Origin of the sequence: Streptomyces sp. NPDC059564, from assembly GCF_042735575.1 — a bacterium.
GTDB lineage: Bacteria > Actinomycetota > Actinomycetes > Streptomycetales > Streptomycetaceae > Streptomyces.
The window spans coordinates 26,836-45,783 of the sequence record NZ_JBHWBP010000018.1; the positions used below are offsets into that span (position 1 = coordinate 26,836).

Sequence of the window (18,948 nt, forward strand, 5' to 3'; positions counted from 1 at the left end):
GCGACGAACGGGCAGGGGCAATGAGACGGGGGCGGGCCGTGAGCGACGACGAGCCGGTCTTCAAGCGCAGCAAGTGGGGCGCGAACCGGTACTACTACAACCCGAGGAATCCCGTCGGGCTGACGCTGATCGTCCTCAGCCTGCTCTTCACCGGGACCATGCTGATCCTCATGGCCAACCGCGCCGGCCCCTTCGCGCCGCCGAAGGCCACGCCGTGGCCGCAGCAGTCGTACGACTACTCGTGGCCGCCGCCCTCCGCCCCGCCGCCCCCGCCGTCACCCTGAGCGGCGGCAGCGTCAGAACCGCAGCGACGCGGCGACCGGCAGGTGGTCGCTCGCGGTGGGCGGGAGCGACCACGCCGAGACCGGCGTCAGGTCCCGCACCAGGATCTGGTCGATCCGGGCCATCGGGAACACCGCCGGCCAGCTGAAGCCGAAGCCCGCGCCCGCCGCCGCCTGGGCGGAGGTGAAACGGTTCGTCACCCCGGCCAGCGCGTCGTCGTCCGTGGTGCCGTTGAAGTCCCCCATCAGCAGCGTCCGCCCGTTTGGGCCCGCCCGCAGCACGGCGGCGAGGTTGCGGGCGGCCCCGTCGCGCCGCCCGGTGGCGAAACCGGCCGTGCCCAGCCGGACCGAGGGCAGGTGGGCGACGTAGACGGTGACCGGACCCCGCGGCGTGTCGGCGGTCGCGCGCAGCACCAGCCGCCACGGCACGATCGGCTCCGCGACCGCCTCGCGCAACGGGAAGGTGCTCCACAGCCCGACCGTGCCCCGCACCACGTGGTACGGATGGCTCGCGGCCAGCGCCCCCTCGTACGCGCCCGTCGCGGGGTCCGTCAGCTCCTCCAGCGCGATCAGCTGCGCGCCCGACGCCGCGACGGCGCGGGCCGTGCCCGCCGGGTCGGGGTTGGCGTCGTCCACGTTGTGGGTGACGACGGTCAGGTCGGCCGGGCCGCCGCGGCCCCGGTCCCCGGCCAGGGTGGCCCCGTAGAGCAGGCCCCACACGAGCGCGGGCAGCAGCACGGCGGCGAGCGCGAGCCGGGACCGCCGTAGCAGGGCGGCCGCCAGCAGCGCCGGCACCAGGAGGCCGGTCCACGGCAGGAAGGTCTGTACGAGGCTCCGCGCGTGCCCGCTCGCGGCCCCGCCCGGGATCCACGGATGCAGCACCATCACCAGGGCGGCCGCCCCCGCGAGGACCGCGGTGACCCACCCGCGCGGAAGACGGCCGACGACGGAGGCCGGGAGGCGGGGGCGCGAGATCACGCAGCCCAGGACGCGCCCGCGCGCCCCACGGTTCTCGCCGGGCCGAGGCCGGGCCGAGGCCGGGCCAACACCGGGCCGACACCGGGCCGAGGCCGACGGGGGCCCGGTCGGAGGCCGACGGAGGCCGACAAGGACGGCCAGGGGCGGGTTTTGGCCGGAATGGGCTGGAGCGGTGCCTTCCGGGTGGGGCCGGGTGGAACACTGCGCCGCGTGGACACGGTCAGCAACAGCATCTCCGGTGGCACCTTCTACGGCACCGTCGTGCAGCAGTATGGCGCCATGGCCCCGCGCGCCCCGCAGGTACCACGGATGCTGCCCCACGGTCCCGACGGCTTCGTCGACCGCGACGGGCTCCGCGCCCGTCTGGACGAGCTGCTCGCCACCCGCCACGACCGCGCCACACCGCTGCTCGTGCTGCTCCACGGGACGCCCTGGGTCGGCAAGACCGGCCTCGCCCTGCACTGGGCCCGCCTGCGCCAAGGGGAGTTCCCCGGCGGGGCGTTCTACGCCGAGCTGAGCCCCGACGGGATCGGCGCCACCCCCCAACCCGCAGCCGTACTGGAGTCGTTCATCGGCATGACCGGCGCCCCGCGCGCCGAACTCCCCTCCACCGAAGGGGAACTGGCGGCGCGCTTCCGTGGGCTCACCGCCGCCGCACCCGCCCTCGTCGTCCTCGACGGCGTCGCCCGCGCCGCCGACGTGGCCCGGCTGCTGCCCGGCCACCCCGCGAGCATGGTCGTCCTGACCAGCAGGTTCCGCCTGAGCGCCCTCGCCCCCGACCGGTTGCCCGTACGGCTCGGGGTGGAGGAGCTCACCGAGGAGGCCTGCGCCGAACTGTTCCGCACCGTCGCGGGGGCCGAGGCGGCCGCCGCCGAGGAGGCGTTCGGAGAGGCCTTCGGGGCCGTGATCCGGGCCTCGGCCGGGCTGCCGCTGGTGGTGCGGATCGCCGCCGCGCAGGCCGCCGACCCGCTGTCCGGCGGGGTCGAGGCGCTCGCCGCCCGCATCGCCGAGCGCTCCTCGGTCCTGGAGGTGATCGGAGTGTCCCTCGACCTCGCGTACGCGTCCCTCGACCCGGCCGCCCGGCGCGGACTGCGGCTCCTCGGGGCGCACCCCGGGCCGGAGTTCGCCGACGCCCTCCTCGACGCCCTCGCCCCCGGCGCGCTGCCCGCCCTGCACGCGGCCGGCCTCCTCGAACGCAGCGCCCCCGGCCGCTCCCGCCTCAACGGCGCCCTCCACGGCCACGCCCGTACGCTCGGTGCCGACGGACCCGACGGACCCGACGGACCCGACGGACCCGACGGACCCGACGGACCCGACGGACCCGGCGCACCCGACGAGTCCGCCGCCTTCGCCCCGCTGATCACCGACTGGTACCTGCGGCGCGCCGCGGCCGCCGAACACACCCTGACCGGGCGCTGGCACCACGGCCCGCTGTTCGCCGAACCGGAGCTGCTGGAGCCGGTGTTCAAGGGGGACAAGGCAGCCGCCGTCCAGGCCCTGGAACCCGACCGGCACAACCTCGCCGCCCTCGCCCGGCAGTGCGCGGTGACCGATCCCGCCGCGCTCGTCCAGCTCGCCGAGGCCGTGCACGGACTGTTCTTCGCCCGCGGCCACCACAGCCTGTGGATCGACATCGTCCGCCCCGCCGTCGAGGCCGCGGGCCGCACCGGCGACGGACTGGCCCTGGCCCGCGCCCACTTCGAGCTGGCCTTCGCCCTCGCCGACCGGGGCTCGGCGGAGGACCTCGCCGAAGCCCGCGAACAGTACGACAAGGCCCGCGAGAGCGCCCGCCGCATCGGGCACGCCCGCACCGAGTCCTCCGCCCTGGAGGGCCTCGGCCAGCTCGCGGCCCGGTCCGGCGACCCCCTCGCGGCCCTGGAGCTGTACGGACGGGCCCGCACCGCCCTCGGCGACGTGGAACACCCGCGCGGCCACGCCCTGCTGGAGTACCACCGGGGCAACGCCGCCAGCGCCGCCGGACGCCACGGGGAAGCGGTCGCCCACCTGCTGGAGGCGCTGCGCCGGTTCCTGGCGCTCGAACGGCCGGACACCGGCAACGCGGCCAAGACCCGGCTCCGCCTGGCCGCCGCCCACCTCGCGGCGGGGCGGCCCGAGGAGGCGCGGGCCCCGCTGGAGGAGGCCCTCGCGGCCTTCGCCGAGCCGGGCCCGACCGTCAACGAGGCCGACGCCCTTCTCGTACGAGGAGACGTGCGGCTGGCCCTGGACGACCCGGCAGCCGCCCGGTCGGACTGGCGACACGCCCTCGACCGGTACGAACGCCTCGGCAGCATCAGGGCCGAGGAAGCCCGCATCCGGCTAGCCCGCACCCCCTCGGCCGGAGACGACGCCCCCACCGACCCCGAGCCGGGTGAACCGCAGGGCTGACACCACGCCCCCGACCCGCAGGGCGACCTCCCCCTCCGGCTCGGCCCCCGCGCCGAGCAACGCCAGCAACGCCGACCCGGCCAAAGCGGGCTCCACCCCGCCCCGCCCCGACACCCCGAACTCCCGCCCGTCCCGCAGCACCAGACGGCCCCCCGGCCCCGCCACCACCGCGCACCCCGGATGGCGGGCCAGCAGCTCCGCCGGATCCGCCCCCGCCCGGGCCAGCAGCACGTCGGCCCGCCCCCGCCACCGCGGGTCGGGCTCCGCCGCGTCCGCCACCGCGTGCGGGTCGGGCCCCAGGTGCGCGGTGCCCCGCCCCTGCGGCTCGGCGGGGTAGCGGCGCAGCTCCACCGCCCGCCCCGAGACGGCGGCGTCCACGTACAGCGGCGGCCCGGCCGGGCCGGAGGCCGTCCCACCCCCGCCGGGCACCACCACCGGACGCGGCACGCAGGCGGACGGCGGCTCGGGCAGCCCCAGCCGCCGGTAGCACAGGGCCCGCAGCAGGGCCGCCGACCGCCCGGGCCGCGAGCTCACCCGCTCCGCCGCCCCGGGCACCGGCACGGCGGCGGCGAGCTGCCCGGCCAGCGGCGCGAGGGGGTCCAGCCGGGGCAGCCGCTCCCCGAGCCAGGCCATGGCCGAACCCGGGGCGACGGTGTCCTCGCCGAACCCGGCCAGCAGCCCGGGCAGCCCACGCGCGGCGGCGTACAGGGAGAGCGAGCCGTGGTCCCCGACGAAGGCGTCGGCGGCGCACAGCGCGGCCTTCCAGGTGTCCCCGGCGGGCGGCGGCAGCAGCAGCCCGGCCCGCAGGCAGGGCTCCAGCCAGGTCCGGATCTGCCAGCCACCGTGGCCGTACCAGGCATTCGGGTGCACGGCGGCCAGCACCCGGAATTCGTCGTACGGCAATTCGGCCAGGGCGCGCCGCACCACGTCGAAAGAGGACCCCAGGACGGAATCGGCGCCCCAGGTGGAGGTGATCAGGAGGAGTTTCTGCTCCGGCCGGATTCCGAGGGCCGCGCGGTATTCCGCACGGAAAGGCGCGGAGGCGTCGAGCTGATCCGCGCAGGGATCACCGAGCACGTGCGCGTACGGGAGGGCCTCGGGGCAGTCCCGGCCCAGGCGGGCCAGCTGTTCCTCGTGGGAGAGGACGATGGAGTCCGGCACCACCCGGCCTTCGTGCAACAACCACTCACCCGACAGCCCGAAAGCCCCGCCCCCCGCCCCCGCCCCTTCCCCGGATTCCGGATTCCGGATTCCGGATTCCGGATTCCTGCTGAGCTTTTTATTGTATCCGGCGCCGTGCGGAGTTCCAATGAGCGGTGCGTGGATATCGTGCAGATCTCCACCCCGGCTGGTACTCACGGCGAGATCGAATTCCTCCGCAATCGCCTTTTCCCAGGGGACGAAGAACAGCCCGTTCTCGCTGACGAACTCGGCGACCCCCTGCTCGATCGCGGAGGACCTGGTGCACGTGAACACCACCCGCACCCGGGGGTCCCCCTCGAAGACGGCGAGCACGTCGAGCAGCCGCGTCGCGGAGGTGACGTTGTGGATGACGCCCAGCACGGTCCGGTCGGCCGGCACCGTCAGCCACCGCCCCGCCGGAAGCCCGCGCTCCGTCCGCATCAGGCCTCCCGCCCGTCCGGGATCCACCCGTTGTGCCGATCCGCCCACGCCGCCGTCAGCCTACGGCTAGCGTGGACGCCATGGATGTCGCGGCACTGGTAACGGCGGGTGCGACCACGGTGGTCGGACTCATGGCCTCCGACGCGTGGACGTACGCGAGCGGGCGGTTCGCCCGCCTCCTCGGGCGGGGGAGCGACGGAGCGGACGGGGAGCCGGCCGCGAACGAGGCGGCGACCGCGCTCGAACTGCGCGCCTCCCGCGCCGAACTGCTGATGGCCCGCGCCGACGGGGACGAAGCCGCCGCCGCACAGGTCGAGGAGACCTGGCGGGAGCGGCTCCGCGCGGTGCTCCAGCGGGACGAGTCGGCGGCGCGGGAACTCGCCGAACTGCTCGACGACGTGAACCCGGGCTGGCGCCAGCCCGCGGGGACGGTCATCAACAACACCATCAACGGTGGCACGTACTACGACCCGGTGATCCAGAGCGGTGGGATCAGCAATTTCACCCTCAACCAGGGCCCGAAGCCCCCGCAGGCGCCCCCGACCCCGCCCGCGTAACCGCGCCCGCTCACACCCCCATCGGGGTGTGCAGCTCCACGGTGATCTCCACCTCCACCGGCGCGTCCAGCGGCAGCACCGCCACCCCGACCGCGCTCCGCGCATGGATGCCGGCGTCGCCGAAGGCCGTGCCCAGCAGCTCGCTCGCACCGTTGACCACGCCCGGCTGCCCGGTGAAGTCGGGGTCGCTCGCCACGAAGCCGACCACCTTCACCACCCGTTTGACGGCGGACAGGTCCCCGGCCACCGACGCGACGGCGGCCAGCGCGTTCAGCGCGCACCGCTGCGCCAGCTCCTTGGCCTGCTCCGCGCTCACCTCGGCCCCGACCTTCCCGGTCACCGCCAGCGCGCCGTCCACCATGGGCAGCTGGCCGGAGGTATGGACGTAGTGCCCGCTGACGACCGCCGGTACGTACACGGCGACGGGAGCGGGAGCCGGGGGCAGCTCCAGCCCGGCGGCGGCCAGGCGCTCTTCGGGGGTGGTGGGGGTCGCGGTCACAACGGGCTCCTCCATACGAAGCGGATCAATGGTGTTCCCCCCCCGCCCCCCTCAAGGCCGCGTGACCCGCACCTGGTACCTCCCGTCGGGCAGCTCGCCCACCACCGACACGCCGATCCCGGCCTTCGCGTCGGTGAAGGTCTCGCCCGGCCGGAACGGCGCGTCCGACAGCTCCGCGTGCACGTTCGGCCGCCGGGTGCAGCCGCCGCTCCCGCTCAGACTGTCCGCGACGGTGACCGGCCCGCGCCCGGTGTCCACGTCGGAGTCCACCTTGTAGACGAGCACCCCGGGCTTGCAGACGGCCTCGTCGTTCCCGGCCGGGGTGCGGACCTCCACCGCGTACCCGGCACTCTCCGACAGGGGGATGAACGCCAGCTTCGTGCCGCCCTCCACCGCCAGCGGCGACAGGACGTGGTCACTGACCCCCGACTTCGACGCGCAGCTGATCTGCGCACTGTCGAGCCAGCCCAGCTTCCACTTGTGCCAGCCGAGGAGGTCGTTGTTGGCTCCCCAGTCCTCGCTCATGATGTCCCAGTGGCCGACCGCGCCGCCCCCGTCCGGGGTGTAGAGGTCGGGCAGCCCGAAGACGTGCCCGTTCTCGTGCGGGAGCACCCGGTAGCCGGTCTCCCGGTAGGAGCCGGAGCCGTCGTCCTGCCGGCTGTAGACGAAGGACGTGTTCGCCAGCGGCACCCCGTCGGCCATCGGCGCCTCCCCGTTGCCGGAGAACGTCACCGACAGGACGGTGTCCAGGGCGGACGGCCCGGCGTTCGGGGTGACCAGGATGTTGATCAGGTCGTAGCGGCTGAAGTCCACCTCGGCGTCGGCGGCCTTCGCGATGTGCTCGACGAGCTGGCGGTAACCCGGCTCGTACGCGGACCCGCGCTCGATCCCGTACGCCGCGAAGGGCATCGGCATCCGCAGCCAGTTCCGTATCGGAGCCTCGGCCCGGTAGGTGAGCCGCCCGTAGGAGCTGGTGCGGAACCAGTCCGAGGTCTGGGGGAAGAACTCCGCCAGCCGGTCCAGTGCCGAGCCCTCTCCTTTGGCGTCCGGGAAGTCGATCATCAGGTTCAGCGCGCGCACCTCGCCGGTCGAGCGCGAGTACCCGGGCGGCGTCGGCAGGCCCTCCGACATCTGGACGCCCATGGTCCCGGCGATCCGGCAGGGTGCCAGGACGGATTCCGCGCTGGTCGCGACCGGTCCGGCCGCCGAGTGGCCGCGCCCGGATATGCCGGTGCTGGCGGTGGCGGTGACGCCCAGGGCCAGGGCCGTCAGGCCGATGTACGCGCCGGTGCGGCAGGGTCTGCGTATCCGGTGGCGGGTCTGCGGCATGGAGATCGCCTTCGGGTCCGCGGCAGCCGGCCGGGTCCGGACTGCGCTCTGTGGGCTCACCCTCCGACGGCTCCGGCGCCCCCGCGCGTCGGAAGCGTCCAAACGGGATGAAACACCACATATTCCTATGTGATGCGGGTCACACTCAAGAGTGAAATAACCGGGGACGCAATCCCCGTTTGTACGTGAGTCCCGCAAAGCGGGGACCGGCTCCCCGTTTGGCGGGCGCCGGGTGAGCCGTACGAGTCCCAGCCCCAGGGAGGCCCCGGATGAAGAGCCCCGCCCACACGTCGGCGGCCGCCCCCGAGGCGACCGTGGACATCACGGGCTCCGCGACCTCGGCCGCCTGCGCCGCCGGCGGACCGGGCCGGGTCCCGAAGCCGCGCGCCGACGCGGTGCGCAACCGGGAGCGGATCCTGGTGGCGGCCCGCGAGATGCTGGTGGAGTTCGGTGCGGAGGCCCCGCTCGACGAGATCGCCCGCCGGGCCGGCGTCGGCAACGCCACCCTCTACCGGCACTTCCCCGACCGGGCCGCCCTCGTCCACCACGTGGTCCTCTACGTGATGGACCGGGTCACCGCCCTGGCCGAGGACTCCCTCGCCGAGGAGCCGGACGCCTTCGCGGCGCTCTGCCGCTTCACGCACGCCGCCGCCGACGAGCGGATCGGCGCCCTGTGCCCCATGCTCGCCGGCGACTTCGATCACGAGCATCCCGAACTCCTCGCCGCCAGCGGCGCACTCGACGCGGCCGTGGAGACGCTGGTCGCCACCGGCCAGCGCGACGGACTGCTGCGCACCGACATCGGCGTGGGCGACCTGATGGTCGCCCTGTCCCAGCTCAGCCGCCCCCTGCCGGGGACGCACTGCCTGGGCATGGACCGCTTCGTCCACCGCCACCTCCAGCTCTTCCTCGACGGGCTGCGGGCCCCGGCCCGCTCCGAACTGCCCGGCGAGGCCGCCACGTTGCAGGACCTGAGGCGTAAAACCATGTGACGCGACCACCCGGAACCCCATAGCTTCTGCACCGAACAATTCAGTTCATTGCAGTTCATTGCAGTCCATCTCGGCTTGTTTCAGTCATTCCGCACAGTGAAGTGGGTACCCCCATGTCAAAAACAGCCGCGGCTCCCGCGCCGGCTGCCGCCGATCCCAGTCGCTGGAAAGCCCTGGTCTTCATAGCCCTGGCGCAGCTGATGGTCGTCCTCGACGCGACCATCGTGAACATCGCGCTCCCCTCCGCCCAGACCGACCTCGGCATCTCGGACGGCAACCGCCAGTGGGTCATCACCGCGTACGCGCTGGCCTTCGGCGGACTGCTGCTCTTCGGCGGGCGCATCGCCGACAAGTGGGGCCGTAAGAACGCCTTCATCGTCGGTCTCGTCGGCTTCGCCCTGGCCTCCGCGCTGGGCGGCGCCGCGAACGGCGAGGCGATGATGCTGGGCGCCCGCGCCCTCCAGGGTGCCTTCGGCGCGCTGCTCGCCCCGGCCGCGCTCTCCCTGCTGGCCGTCAGCTTCACCGACGCCAAGGAGCGCGCCAAGGCCTTCGGCATCTACGGTGCCATCGCGGGCGGCGGCGGCGCCGTCGGCCTGATCCTCGGCGGCTTCCTGACCGAGTACCTGAACTGGCGCTGGACGTTCTTCGTCAACATCCCGTTCGCGATCGTCGCGGCCGTGGGTGCCTGGATGGTCATCCGCGAGCCGGCCGGCTCGCGCAACAGCGCCCGCCTCGACATCCCGGGCGTGATCCTCTCCACCCTCGGCCTGGTCTCGCTCGTCTACGGGTTCACCCGCGCCGAGTCCGCGGGCTGGTCGGACGCGGTCACCGTGACCCTGTTCATCGCCTCCGCCGTGCTGCTGCTGGCCTTCGTGGCCGTCGAGTCCAAGGTGAAGTCCCCGCTGCTGCCGCTGCGCGTGCTGCTGGAGCGCAACCGCGGCGGCGTCTACCTCTCGCTCGGCCTCGCCGTCATCTCGATGTTCGGCCTGTTCCTCTTCCTCACCTACTACCTCCAGGTCGTCAAGGGCTTCTCGCCGGTCAAGACCGGCTTCGCGTTCCTGCCGATGATCGCGGGCATGATCACGGGCTCCACCCAGATCGGCGCCCGCCTGATGACCCGCGTCCCGCCGCGGCTGCTGATGGGCCCGGGCTTCCTGCTCGCCGCCACCGGCATGCTGCTGCTGACCCAGCTGGAGGTCGGGTCCTCGTACCCGGCGCTGATCCTGCCGGCGCAGCTGCTGCTGGGCCTCGGCATGGGCACCGCGTTCATGCCGGCCATGTCGCTGGCCACGTACGGGGTGAACCCGGCCGACGCCGGCGTGGCCTCGGCCATGGTCAACACCTCGCAGCAGGTGGGCGGCGCGATCGGCACCGCCCTGCTGAACACCATCGCCGCCTCGGCGACCACCGCGTTCCTGACCGACCACGCGGCGCAGGCCGCGGCGGGCGGAGCGGCCGGGAAGCTGATCCAGGCGCAGGCCATGGTGGAGGGCTACTCCGCCGCGATCTGGTGGGCCGTCGGGATCCTGGTGATCAGCGCGACCATCGCGTTCACCCTGATCAACACCGGCCGTCCCGGCTCCGGCGGCCCGGTGGCCTCCGGCTCGGGCGCCGACTCCGAGGACGCCGAGTTCAAGGTCCCGGTGATCGCCCACTGACGGGGGTCCCGGTACGGGAATGACTGATCGCCCCGCTTCGTTCAAATTTGAACGAAGCGGGGTTAGTCTTTGTGGCGTGGCCCCGCACCGCACGCCGTGGCCCCGCACCGATGCCCGAGGAGCGCCCCCGATGACTTCTGACGCCGCCACCCGCATGCCGGCGCTGTACCTCAGCCACGGCGCCCCGCCGCTCGCCGACGACCCGCTCTGGCCGGCCGAGCTCGCCGCCTGGTCCGCGGACCTGCCCCGGCCGCGCGCGATCCTGATGGTCTCCGCCCACTGGGAGGAGGCCCCGCTCGCCATCGGCGCCGTCGACCCCGTCCCGCTCGTCTACGACTTCTGGGGCTTCCCCGAGCACTACTACGCGGTCCACTACGACGCCCCCGGCGCCCCCGCGCTCGCCGCCTCGGTGCGCAAGCTGCTGCGGGCCCCCGGCGTCCCCGTCCAGGACGTCCCCGACCGGGGCCTCGACCACGGCGCGTACGTACCCCTGGTCGAGATGTACCCGGAGGCCGACGTACCGGTGCTCCAGATATCCCTGCCGACCCTGGACCCGGCCCGGCTCATGGACATCGGCCGCAAGCTCGCCCCGCTGCGCGACGAGGGCGTCCTGATCGTCGGCAGCGGCTTCTTCACCCACAACCTGGCCGCCCTGCGGCACACCGGCCCCGGCGTCCCCGGCTGGTCGGCGGAGTTCGACGCGTGGGGCCGCGAGGCCCTGGCCGCCTCCGACGTCGACGCCCTGCTCGACTTCGAGTCCAAGTCCCCGGCGGGCCGCCTCGCCCACCCCCGTACGGAGCACTTCGCCCCGCTCTTCGTCACCCTCGGCGCCGCCGGAGCGGACCTGCCCGCCCAGCGCACCCCGGTGGACGGCTTCTGGATGGGCCTCTCGAAGCGCAGCCTCCAGTTCGGCTGATTTGTCACGAATTCGGCGTTCGATCGCCAGTCCAGGCAACCAGAAGCCGGCGGGCCCCGTCTTCAGGGTGGGAACGCGGTCGCAGGGTGTGTGACGGCAGTCACGCCGCCCGGCCGCCCGGTCGGCTCCGCCAGGGCCTCGGGTCCGGGCCTGACCTGCGCTTCTTCGGATTCTCGCGGTGCGCCGACGCCTCCCTGCGCGGGGATGGCGGGGCAGGATACTGCAAGATCTCGAAAAAGAGCGGGCGGCGTGGGAATTCTGTCCCGATTCCGGTCGTTGTTTCCTTCGGAAGCGGGCACTCGGGAGAGTGTCCGGGGACGCACCGCGACCGACACATCGCATCGCAAGGGAGCACGCATGGCAACCCGCGCCGTCGCCCGTCGTCAGTCCACGAGCAGCGCCCGCGCCGCGGGTGGGGAGATCGCAGACCGCGACCTGGTCGGCATGTACCTGGACGAGATCGCGCGCACCCCGCTGCTCGACGCCGCCAAGGAAGTGGAGCTCTCGCAGATCATCGAGGCGGGCGTCTACGCCCAGCAGATCCTCGACGATGCGATAGAGCGTGACGGGGACACCCCCGCGCGCGAGGAGCTGGAGGCCCTGGCCGCCGAGGGCGAGCGGGCCAAGGAAGTCTTCATCCGCTCCAACCTCCGCCTCGTCGTGGCCGTCGCCCGCCGCTACCCCCGCAGCGGGCTGCCCCTCCTCGACCTCATCCAGGAGGGCAACGCCGGCCTGGTCCGCGCCGTGGAGAAGTTCGACTACGCCAAGGGCTTCAAGTTCTCCACGTACGCCACGTGGTGGATCCGCCAGGCCATCACCCGCTCCATCGCCGACCAGTCCCGCACCATCCGCCTCCCCGTCCACCTGGTCGAGGAGCTCGGCCGGATCCGCCGGGTGCAGCGCGAGTTCAACCGGGAGAACGGCCGCGACCCGGAGCACGCCGAGATCGCCGCCGAGCTCGAATCCACGGAGAAGCGCGTCGGCGACGTACTGGACTGGGCGCGCGACCCGGTCAGCCTGAACATGTCGGTGGACGACGACGGCGACACCCAGTTCGGCGACCTGCTGGAGGACACCTCCGCGATCTCCCCCGAGCAGTCCGTCCTCTCGCTGCTGCGCAGCGAGGAGCTGGAGGACCTCCTCGGCAAGCTGGACCAGCGCACCGCCTCCATCATCAAGATGCGGTACGGCATCGAGGACGGCCGTGAACGGACCCTCACGGAGGTCGGCAAGCAGCACGGCCTGACCCGTGAAAGGATTCGACAGATCGAGAAGCACGCACTGCTCGAACTGAAGCGCATGGCCCGCGACACCGGCTTCGACGCCGTGGCCTGACCCGGCCCGCGTCCAGCCCCCCGTACGAGCCCCGGCACCTAACCCCCCCCAGGTGCCGGGGCTCCCTCGCGTCCGGCCCCGCCTCAGGCCCCCGCGCCACCCGCCCCCGCCGACAGCCGCTCCGCCAGCGTCCGCGTGCTGCGCACCAGGAAATCCGGCCCGTGCACCGTGAACGGCAGCCCCGTCAGCGCCAGCCGCGCCGCCACCCACTCCGGGGAGTCCCCGCTCTCGAAGCGCACCCGGGACCCGCCCTCCTCCGCCTCGGCCGCCTCGCGCAGCCACCCCGGCAGCTCCCGCGCGGGCGCGGCGAAGGACACGTCGACCGGGTACGTCTCCCCGCCCCGCAGCCCGCGCCGCACGAACTCGGCCGCCTCCATCGGCAGCTCCCTCGGCGTGAACCGGGCCCCCGTCGCGAACGGCTCGCTCACCCGGTCCACCCGGAAGGTGCGCCAGTCCTCCCGCTCCAGGTCGTACGCGACCAGGTACCAGCGGCTCCCGGTGCTCACCAGCCGGTACGGCTCCACCAGCCGCCGCGAGTCCACCCCGTCCCGGGCCCGGTAGGCGAACCGCAGCCGCTCCGGACCCGCCACCGCCCCGGCCATCGCCGTCAGCGTGCGCGGGTCCACGCTCGCCCCGTCGCCCCGCGTCACCGCGACCGTGGCCGACTGCAGGGCCCCCACCCGGTGCCGCAGCCGGGACGGAAGCACCTGTTCCAGCTTCGCGAGGGCCCGTACGGAGGCCTCCTCGACCCCCTCGATGGCATGGCCGGCCCCCGCCCGCAGCCCCACCGCGATGGCCACCGCCTCCTCGTCGTCGAGCAGCAGCGGGGGCATCGCCGCGCCCGCCACCAGCCGGTACCCGCCCTCCGCGCCCATCGTGGCCTCCACCGGGTACCCCAGCTCCCGGAGCCGGTCGATGTCCCGCCGGATCGTCCGCGCGCTCACCCGCAGCCGCTGGGCCAGTTCGCTGCCCGGCCACTCGCGCGGGGTCTGGAGCAGGGACAGCAGGGTGAGCAGGCGGCCCGGGGTGTCGTTCATGATTCAAGATTGCCAGGGAAATAGGACACCGATTGACCTACATCCCGTCTAGGTTTCTCTCCATGAGCACCGAGACGTCCCAGACATCGCCCGAAAGAAAGAACGGGCCCGTACGAGAAGAGCGGAACGCACCCGCGGAAGCACCGGACGCGACAGCCCCGCACGACGCCCCCCACGAGGCCCCCGCGGACCGCCGCCGCTGGCTGGCGCTCGCCATCGTCATGACCGCGGCCTTCATGGACCTGGTCGACGTCACCATCGTCAACATCGCGATACCCAGCATGCGCCAGGACTTCGGCGCCTCCACCAGCGCGATCCAGTGGATCACCGCCGGATACGCCCTGGCCTTCGCCGCCGGCCTGATCACGGGTGGCCGTCTCGGTGACATCTACGGGCGCAAGCGCCTCTTCCTCATCGGCATCGCCGGCTTCACGGCCGCCTCGCTGCTCTGCGGCATCGCCGCCGACCCCTCCATGCTCGTCGCCTCCCGCATCCTCCAGGGCGGTATGGCGGCCATGATGGTCCCGCAGGTCCTGTCGATCATCCACGTCACCTTCCCGCCGCACGAGCGCGGCAAGGTCTTCGGCATGTTCGGCGCGATCGTCGGCCTCGGCGCCGTCTCCGGCCCGATGCTCGGCGCCCTGCTCACCGAGTGGAACGTCTTCGGCCTCGAATGGCGCCCGATCTTCCTGATCAACCTGCCCGTCGGCATCGCCGGCGTGCTCCTGGGCCGCAAGTTCATCAGCGAGTCCAAGGCCCCCAAGGCCCTGCGCCTCGACCTGGTCGGCGTGGTCCTCGCCACCCTCGCCCTGGTCATGCTGATCTTCCCGCTGACCCACGGCCGGGAGAACGACTGGCCGCTGTGGGGCTTCGTCTGCATGATCGCGTCTCCGTTCGTCTTCGCCGCCTTCATCGCCTACGAGCGCCACAAGATCCGCAAGGACGGCTCGCCGCTCGTCGAGCTCTCCCTCTTCAAGGTCAAGAGCTTCGCCGGCGGCATCGCCGTCCAGCTCACCTTCGGCATCGCGACCGGGATCTTCTTCCTGGTCTGGACGCTGTACATGCAGATGGGCCTCGGCTGGAGCGCCCTGCGCGCCGGCACCACCGGCATCCCCTTCTCCATCGCCGTCTCGGCGGCGGCGGGCATCTCGGTCCAGAAGCTGGTCCCGCGCTTCGGCCGCAAGGTGCTCCAGGCCGGCGCGCTGACCATGGCCGCGGGCCTGCTCCTCTACATCTGGGAGTCCGACCACTACGGCATGGGCATCGCCTCCTGGCAGATGGCGGCCCCGCTGGTCGTCATGGGCGTCGGCATGGGCCTGATCGTGGCCCCGCTGACCGACACCGTGCTCTCCCAGGTCCCGCGCGAGCACGCCGGATCCGCCTCCGGCCTGATCAACACCACCGGCCAGATGGGCAACGCCCTCGGCCTCGGCCTGACCTCGGTGGTCTTCTTCGGGATGATCGACGACGACATGGTCTTCGGCCCTCCCTACGTCGAGGCCTTCCGCAGCGCGCTGTGGTGGGTCGTGGCGGTGCTCGTCGTGATCTTCGCGGTGATGTTCATGCTGCCGCGCAAGCAGGTCCCGATGGCCGAGCGCGAGGGCGGCGCCGAGGGCGCGGCCGAGCCCGGCGACCTGACCCCGGAGAAGGTCCCGGCCGTCTAGCCGCTCGCTCCCCAGGTTCACGGACATGCCCGCCTCCTTTGGCGGGCATGTCCGTTTTCCTTTGTTTTTGTCCGCAATCGGGCGTACGGTAGGGGAAACCCATGGAAACGGGCATCGAACGGACGTAAACCCACATGTACGCACCCGAGCGCCAGCAGGAGATCCTCCGCCTCGCCCGCGAGGCCGGCCGGGTCGAGGTCGTCCTCCTCGCCGAGCGTTTCCAGGTCACCGCCGAGACCGTACGCCGCGATCTGACGGCCCTCGACCGCTCCGGGCTGCTCCGCCGCGTGCACGGCGGCGCCGTCCCCGCCGGCCGGCTCGGCTTCGAGCCCGACCTCACCGCCCGCGAGGCCACCGCCGCCGACGAGAAGGACCGCATCGCGGCCGCCGCCCTCGCCGAAGTCCCCGCCGGCGGCAGCGTCATCCTCGACGCGGGCAGCACCGTCGGCCGCCTCGCGGCCGCCCTCCCCGTCGAGACCGCGCTCACCGTGGTCACCCACGCCCTGCCCGTCGCCGCCCGCCTCACCGACCACACCGGCATCGACCTCCACCTGGTCGGAGGCCGGGTCCGGCACCGCACCCGCGCCGCCGTCGACGCCTGGGCGCTGCGCTCATACGCCGAGATCCACGCCGACGTGCTCTTCCTCGCCACCAACGGCTTCACCGCCGAAGGCGGCCTGACCACCCCCGACCTGGCCGAGGCCGCCGTCAAACGCGCCGCCATCGCCGCGGCCCGCCGCGTGGTGCTGCTCGCCGACTCGGCCAAGGCCGGCCAGGAACGCTTCGCCCGCTTCGGCTCCTTCGCGGACGTGGACCTGCTCATCACCGACACCGGGCTCGCCCCGGCCCACAAGGCGGCGATCGAGGCCGCCGGTACGGAAGTTGCGCTCGTATGATCCTGACCGTCACCCCCAACCCCTCCCTCGACCAGACCTACGAGGTCCCCTCGCTGGATCCTGGCCGGGTGCTCCGCGCCACCGCCGACCGGGTCGACCCCGGCGGCAAGGGGGTCAACGTCTCGCGGGCCGTCGCCGCGGCCGGCGTCCGCACCACGGCCGTCCTCCCGCTCGGCGGCTCTCCCGGCACCCTGCTCGCCGAACTCCTGGCCGCACAGGGCGTGGACGTCACCGCCGTCTCCATCGCCGGGCAGACCCGCTCGAACATCTCCCTCGTGGAATCCGACGGCACCCTCACGAAGATCAACGCGGCGGGTCCGGAGCTCTCGCCCGAGGAATCGGCCCTCCTCCTCGCCACCGTCCGCACCTGCGTGGGCGACCCCGCCTGGATCGCCTGCTGCGGCAGCCTGCCTCCCGGCCTGCGGCCCGAGTGGTACGCCGAACTCGTCGCCCACGCGCGCGAGGCGGGTGCCCGCGTGGCCCTCGACACCTCCGGCCCGGCCCTGCTCGCCGCCCTGCGGGCCCGCCCGGACGTCATCAAGCCGAACGCGGCGGAACTCGCCGGGGCGGTGGGCCGCCCCCTGGCCAGCCTCGGGGACGCCGTCAAGGCCGCCGAGGAACTCATCGGCCGGGGCGCGGGCGCGGTACTGGCCTCCCTCGGCGCGGACGGCCAGCTCCTGGTCTCCCCGGAGGGCGTCTTCCACGGCACCGCCCCCGTCACCACGGTCCGCAGCGACGTCGGCGCGGGCGACGCCTCCCTGGCCGGATTCCTGATCGCGGGCGGCACCGGCCCCGCCGCCCTCGCCTCCGCCCTGGCCCACGGGGCGGCCGCCGTACAACTGCCCGGCAGCGTCATGCCGACCCCCGCGGACCTGCGCCCGGACGAGGTCCGGGTCACCGCCGACCCGCCGCTGGACCGGCCCCTGACCACGGCCTGAGCACGGCCGGGGCCGCCGGGGCCGACGCGCCGGCGGCCCGTACCGCCGTACCGGACGTACTAGCGGACCCGCGTGCGCAGTTCCATCGCCCCGCGCGCGGCGGCCTCGCTCTCGTAGACCTCGCACATGTGCCGCCCGTCCGGCGTCGCCGTGTGCTCGACCTCCCACAGGCTGAGCTCGGTTCCGTCGAGCAGCACGAACGAGTGCTCGTACAGGCTGAATCCGGCGTCCCGGCCGTCGGCCAGGCACTGCCGGCCGCCGAACGCCTGGGTGATCTGGTGCGCGTACGCCGAGCGCAGCAGCGTCGCCATCCCCTCCCCGGGGCGGTCGGCGTTCTCCGCGCGGCGCAGCACCCGGCGGGCGTGGTCGGCGGACTGCTCCACCGTGTACTCGCGGTGCCGCCGCTGCGGGCCCGAAGCCGCGAACAGGGCGCCGAGGACCGCCAGATCGCTCTCGGCCCCGCTCTCCCCCTCGCCCTCCCCGAACAGCGGCTCCAGCGCGGCGTCCGTCGGCACCTCGCCGAAGATCCGGGCCACCGCCAGCCGGAGCCCGCTCTTGCTCGCGTAGACCTCGCACCGCGTGCTCCGGTCGCCCTTCAGCCGGTAGGCCAGCTCCCAGAGCGACTCCGAGCCGCCGTCGGACAGCAGGTACGTGTGCCGGTGGGTCTCCCGCCACAGCCCGGCCGAGGGGCTGTGGTGCGTGGTGTACAGCGAAGAACTGTGGGCGAGCGCGGTGCCGAGGCGCTCCACCAAGTGGTCGGGCAGGTCGAAGGAGTTGAGGGCGCGGCCCAGGAGTCGCTCGAGGTGCGCCTCGGTTGTCTCGTACGGATCGCTCAAGGTGGGTCTCCAGGCCGTCGCAGCTTGTCACTTCGCGGAAGCACAACGTAGCCCCTGGCTCTGACATCACGTCCGGGGTTCGGTAAAACGTCCGGGAAGTATCAGGGGTTCCCGCCACCCCTTCAGGTCAACTTGCTGGGGTCTGCGCATGGTTGGCCCGGGTCTGTGCCGGTGCGGGGGAGTATGGGCCGCATGGCAACCAATACAGTGGGCGTCCCCCGGCAGCAGGGCGGCCCCCGCACCCGGCCCGAGGACGAACCGGCCGCCCCTTCCAGGGGGCTGGCCTGGCTGCTGGTGGTCACCGGGGCCGCCGGACTGCTGGCCTCCTGGGTGATCACCCTGGACAAGTTCCTCCTGCTGGAGGACCCGGACTTCAAGCCCGCCTGCAGCCTCAACCCCGTGGTCTCCTGCGGCAGCGTCATGAAGAGCGAGCAGGCCGCCGTCTTCGGCTTCCCCAATCCCATGCTCGGGCTGGTCGGCTACGCCGTCGTCGTCTGCGTGGGCGCGGGCCTGCTGGCCGGGGCCCGCCACCGGGGCTGGTTCTGGCTGGGTCTGAACGCCGGCACCCTCTTCGGCACGGGCTTCTGCGCCTGGCTGATGGTCCAGTCGCTCTACGAGATCAACGCCCTCTGCCTGTGGTGCTCCCTGGCCTGGGTGGCGACGCTGGTGATGTTCTGGGCGGTCACGGCGCACAACGTCCGCACCGGAGTCCTGCCCGCCCCCGGCCCGCTGCGGACCTTCTTCACCGATTTCGCCTGGGCCCCGCCCGCCGTGCACACCGGCGTGATCGCGATGCTGGTCCTGACCCGGTGGTGGGATTTCTGGACGGGCTGAGCGGGCCGCCCGCGGACGTGCGAGGGCCCCGGCGGCCGGAGGCTGCCGGGGCCCTCGTCGCTCGGGGGAGCGGGAGATCAGCTGCCGACGGAGGCGTTGCCGGACAGGACCGGGATGTTGTCCAGGATGTGCGAGAGCGGCTCGTCGCCCTTGGCCTGGGTGGAGTTCTCGGTGCACTGCTGGTTCTGCG

Annotated in this window: 17 protein-coding genes and 1 pseudogene; 11 read left to right on the top strand and 7 right to left on the bottom strand. The window is 73.3% G+C overall.

What is annotated here, in order from left to right:
- Nucleotides 1-38: 38 nt before the first annotated feature.
- Nucleotides 39-284: a hypothetical protein gene (locus tag ACFV0Q_RS06295; RefSeq protein ID WP_385001246.1), complete on the top strand. Its 246-nt coding sequence runs from the start codon at nucleotides 39-41 to the stop codon at nucleotides 282-284.
- A 12-nt stretch (nucleotides 285-296) separates the two neighbouring features.
- Here ACFV0Q_RS06295 and ACFV0Q_RS06300 read toward each other — a convergent pair whose 3' ends face one another.
- Nucleotides 297-1,259: an endonuclease/exonuclease/phosphatase family protein gene (locus ACFV0Q_RS06300; protein ID WP_385001249.1), complete on the bottom strand. Its 963-nt coding sequence runs from the start codon at nucleotides 1,257-1,259 to the stop codon at nucleotides 297-299.
- Nucleotides 1,260-1,469: 210 nt separating this feature from the next.
- Here ACFV0Q_RS06300 and ACFV0Q_RS06305 point away from each other — a divergent pair, with 210 nt between their 5' ends.
- Nucleotides 1,470-3,644 (top strand): tetratricopeptide repeat protein, encoded by a 2,175-nt coding sequence (locus tag ACFV0Q_RS06305; RefSeq protein WP_385001252.1) that lies wholly within the window; start codon nucleotides 1,470-1,472, stop codon nucleotides 3,642-3,644.
- On the opposite strand, the gene ACFV0Q_RS06310 is transcribed toward ACFV0Q_RS06305, so the two are convergent.
- Complete coding sequence (locus ACFV0Q_RS06310) at nucleotides 3,576-5,267, bottom strand: hypothetical protein (protein ID WP_385001255.1); 1,692 nt, start codon at nucleotides 5,265-5,267, stop codon at nucleotides 3,576-3,578. The genes ACFV0Q_RS06305 and ACFV0Q_RS06310 overlap by 69 nt on opposite strands.
- 80 nt (nucleotides 5,268-5,347) lie before the next feature.
- Between ACFV0Q_RS06310 and ACFV0Q_RS06315 the strand changes: the two genes are divergently transcribed.
- Complete coding sequence (locus ACFV0Q_RS06315; RefSeq protein WP_385001258.1) at nucleotides 5,348-5,824, top strand: hypothetical protein; 477 nt, start codon at nucleotides 5,348-5,350, stop codon at nucleotides 5,822-5,824.
- Nucleotides 5,825-5,834: 10 nt separating this feature from the next.
- Here the strand turns inward: ACFV0Q_RS06315 and ACFV0Q_RS06320 are convergent, their stop codons facing one another.
- Nucleotides 5,835-6,323 (bottom strand): RidA family protein, encoded by a 489-nt coding sequence (locus ACFV0Q_RS06320; protein ID WP_385001261.1) that lies wholly within the window; start codon nucleotides 6,321-6,323, stop codon nucleotides 5,835-5,837.
- Nucleotides 6,324-6,374: 51 nt separating this feature from the next.
- A complete protein-coding gene (locus ACFV0Q_RS06325) occupies nucleotides 6,375-7,652 on the bottom strand; it encodes a M6 family metalloprotease domain-containing protein (protein WP_385001264.1) in 1,278 nt (425 codons plus the stop codon).
- A gap of 269 nt (nucleotides 7,653-7,921) precedes the next feature.
- On the opposite strand from ACFV0Q_RS06325, the gene ACFV0Q_RS06330 reads away from it, so the two are divergent.
- The 4 genes from ACFV0Q_RS06330 to ACFV0Q_RS06345 all read left to right on the top strand — a co-directional run bounded on the left by ACFV0Q_RS06330 (nucleotide 7,922) and on the right by ACFV0Q_RS06345 (nucleotide 12,553).
- Entirely contained in the window at nucleotides 7,922-8,644 is a 723-nt protein-coding gene (locus ACFV0Q_RS06330; RefSeq protein WP_385001267.1) for a TetR/AcrR family transcriptional regulator, read from the top strand.
- A gap of 113 nt (nucleotides 8,645-8,757) precedes the next feature.
- Nucleotides 8,758-10,302, top strand: coding sequence for an MFS transporter (locus ACFV0Q_RS06335; RefSeq protein WP_385001270.1), 1,545 nt, complete (start codon nucleotides 8,758-8,760; stop codon nucleotides 10,300-10,302).
- 130 nt (nucleotides 10,303-10,432) lie between these two features.
- Nucleotides 10,433-11,218 (top strand): dioxygenase, encoded by a 786-nt coding sequence (locus ACFV0Q_RS06340; protein ID WP_385001273.1) that lies wholly within the window; start codon nucleotides 10,433-10,435, stop codon nucleotides 11,216-11,218.
- A 357-nt stretch (nucleotides 11,219-11,575) separates the two neighbouring features.
- The gene (locus ACFV0Q_RS06345) at nucleotides 11,576-12,553 is read left to right on the top strand and encodes an RNA polymerase sigma factor RpoD/SigA (RefSeq protein WP_385001276.1); all 978 of its coding nucleotides are present in this window, start codon (nucleotides 11,576-11,578) and stop codon (nucleotides 12,551-12,553) included.
- A gap of 83 nt (nucleotides 12,554-12,636) precedes the next feature.
- Here the strand turns inward: ACFV0Q_RS06345 and ACFV0Q_RS06350 are convergent, their stop codons facing one another.
- A complete protein-coding gene (locus ACFV0Q_RS06350; protein WP_385001294.1) occupies nucleotides 12,637-13,593 on the bottom strand; it encodes a helix-turn-helix transcriptional regulator in 957 nt (318 codons plus the stop codon).
- A 59-nt stretch (nucleotides 13,594-13,652) separates the two neighbouring features.
- Here ACFV0Q_RS06350 and ACFV0Q_RS06355 point away from each other — a divergent pair, with 59 nt between their 5' ends.
- The 3 genes from ACFV0Q_RS06355 to pfkB all read left to right on the top strand — a co-directional run bounded on the left by ACFV0Q_RS06355 (nucleotide 13,653) and on the right by pfkB (nucleotide 17,088).
- Complete coding sequence (locus ACFV0Q_RS06355) at nucleotides 13,653-15,254, top strand: MFS transporter (protein WP_385001279.1); 1,602 nt, start codon at nucleotides 13,653-13,655, stop codon at nucleotides 15,252-15,254.
- A gap of 134 nt (nucleotides 15,255-15,388) precedes the next feature.
- Complete coding sequence (locus tag ACFV0Q_RS06360; protein WP_385001282.1) at nucleotides 15,389-16,150, top strand: DeoR/GlpR family DNA-binding transcription regulator; 762 nt, start codon at nucleotides 15,389-15,391, stop codon at nucleotides 16,148-16,150.
- Nucleotides 16,147-17,088: a 1-phosphofructokinase gene (pfkB, locus tag ACFV0Q_RS06365; protein WP_385001285.1), complete on the top strand. Its 942-nt coding sequence runs from the start codon at nucleotides 16,147-16,149 to the stop codon at nucleotides 17,086-17,088. The genes ACFV0Q_RS06360 and pfkB overlap by 4 nt, the downstream gene beginning before the upstream one ends.
- Before the next feature lie 59 nt (nucleotides 17,089-17,147).
- On the opposite strand, the gene ACFV0Q_RS06370 is transcribed toward pfkB, so the two are convergent.
- Complete coding sequence (locus ACFV0Q_RS06370; RefSeq protein ID WP_385001288.1) at nucleotides 17,148-17,924, bottom strand: DUF6227 family protein; 777 nt, start codon at nucleotides 17,922-17,924, stop codon at nucleotides 17,148-17,150.
- 192 nt (nucleotides 17,925-18,116) lie between these two features.
- Between ACFV0Q_RS06370 and ACFV0Q_RS06375 the strand changes: the two genes are divergently transcribed.
- Nucleotides 18,117-18,758, top strand: coding sequence for a vitamin K epoxide reductase family protein (locus tag ACFV0Q_RS06375; RefSeq protein ID WP_385001291.1), 642 nt, complete (start codon nucleotides 18,117-18,119; stop codon nucleotides 18,756-18,758).
- Nucleotides 18,759-18,835: 77 nt separating this feature from the next.
- On the opposite strand, the pseudogene ACFV0Q_RS06380 reads toward ACFV0Q_RS06375, so the two are convergent.
- A pseudogene (locus ACFV0Q_RS06380) lies at nucleotides 18,836-18,948 on the bottom strand (RdlA protein); the annotation flags it as partial.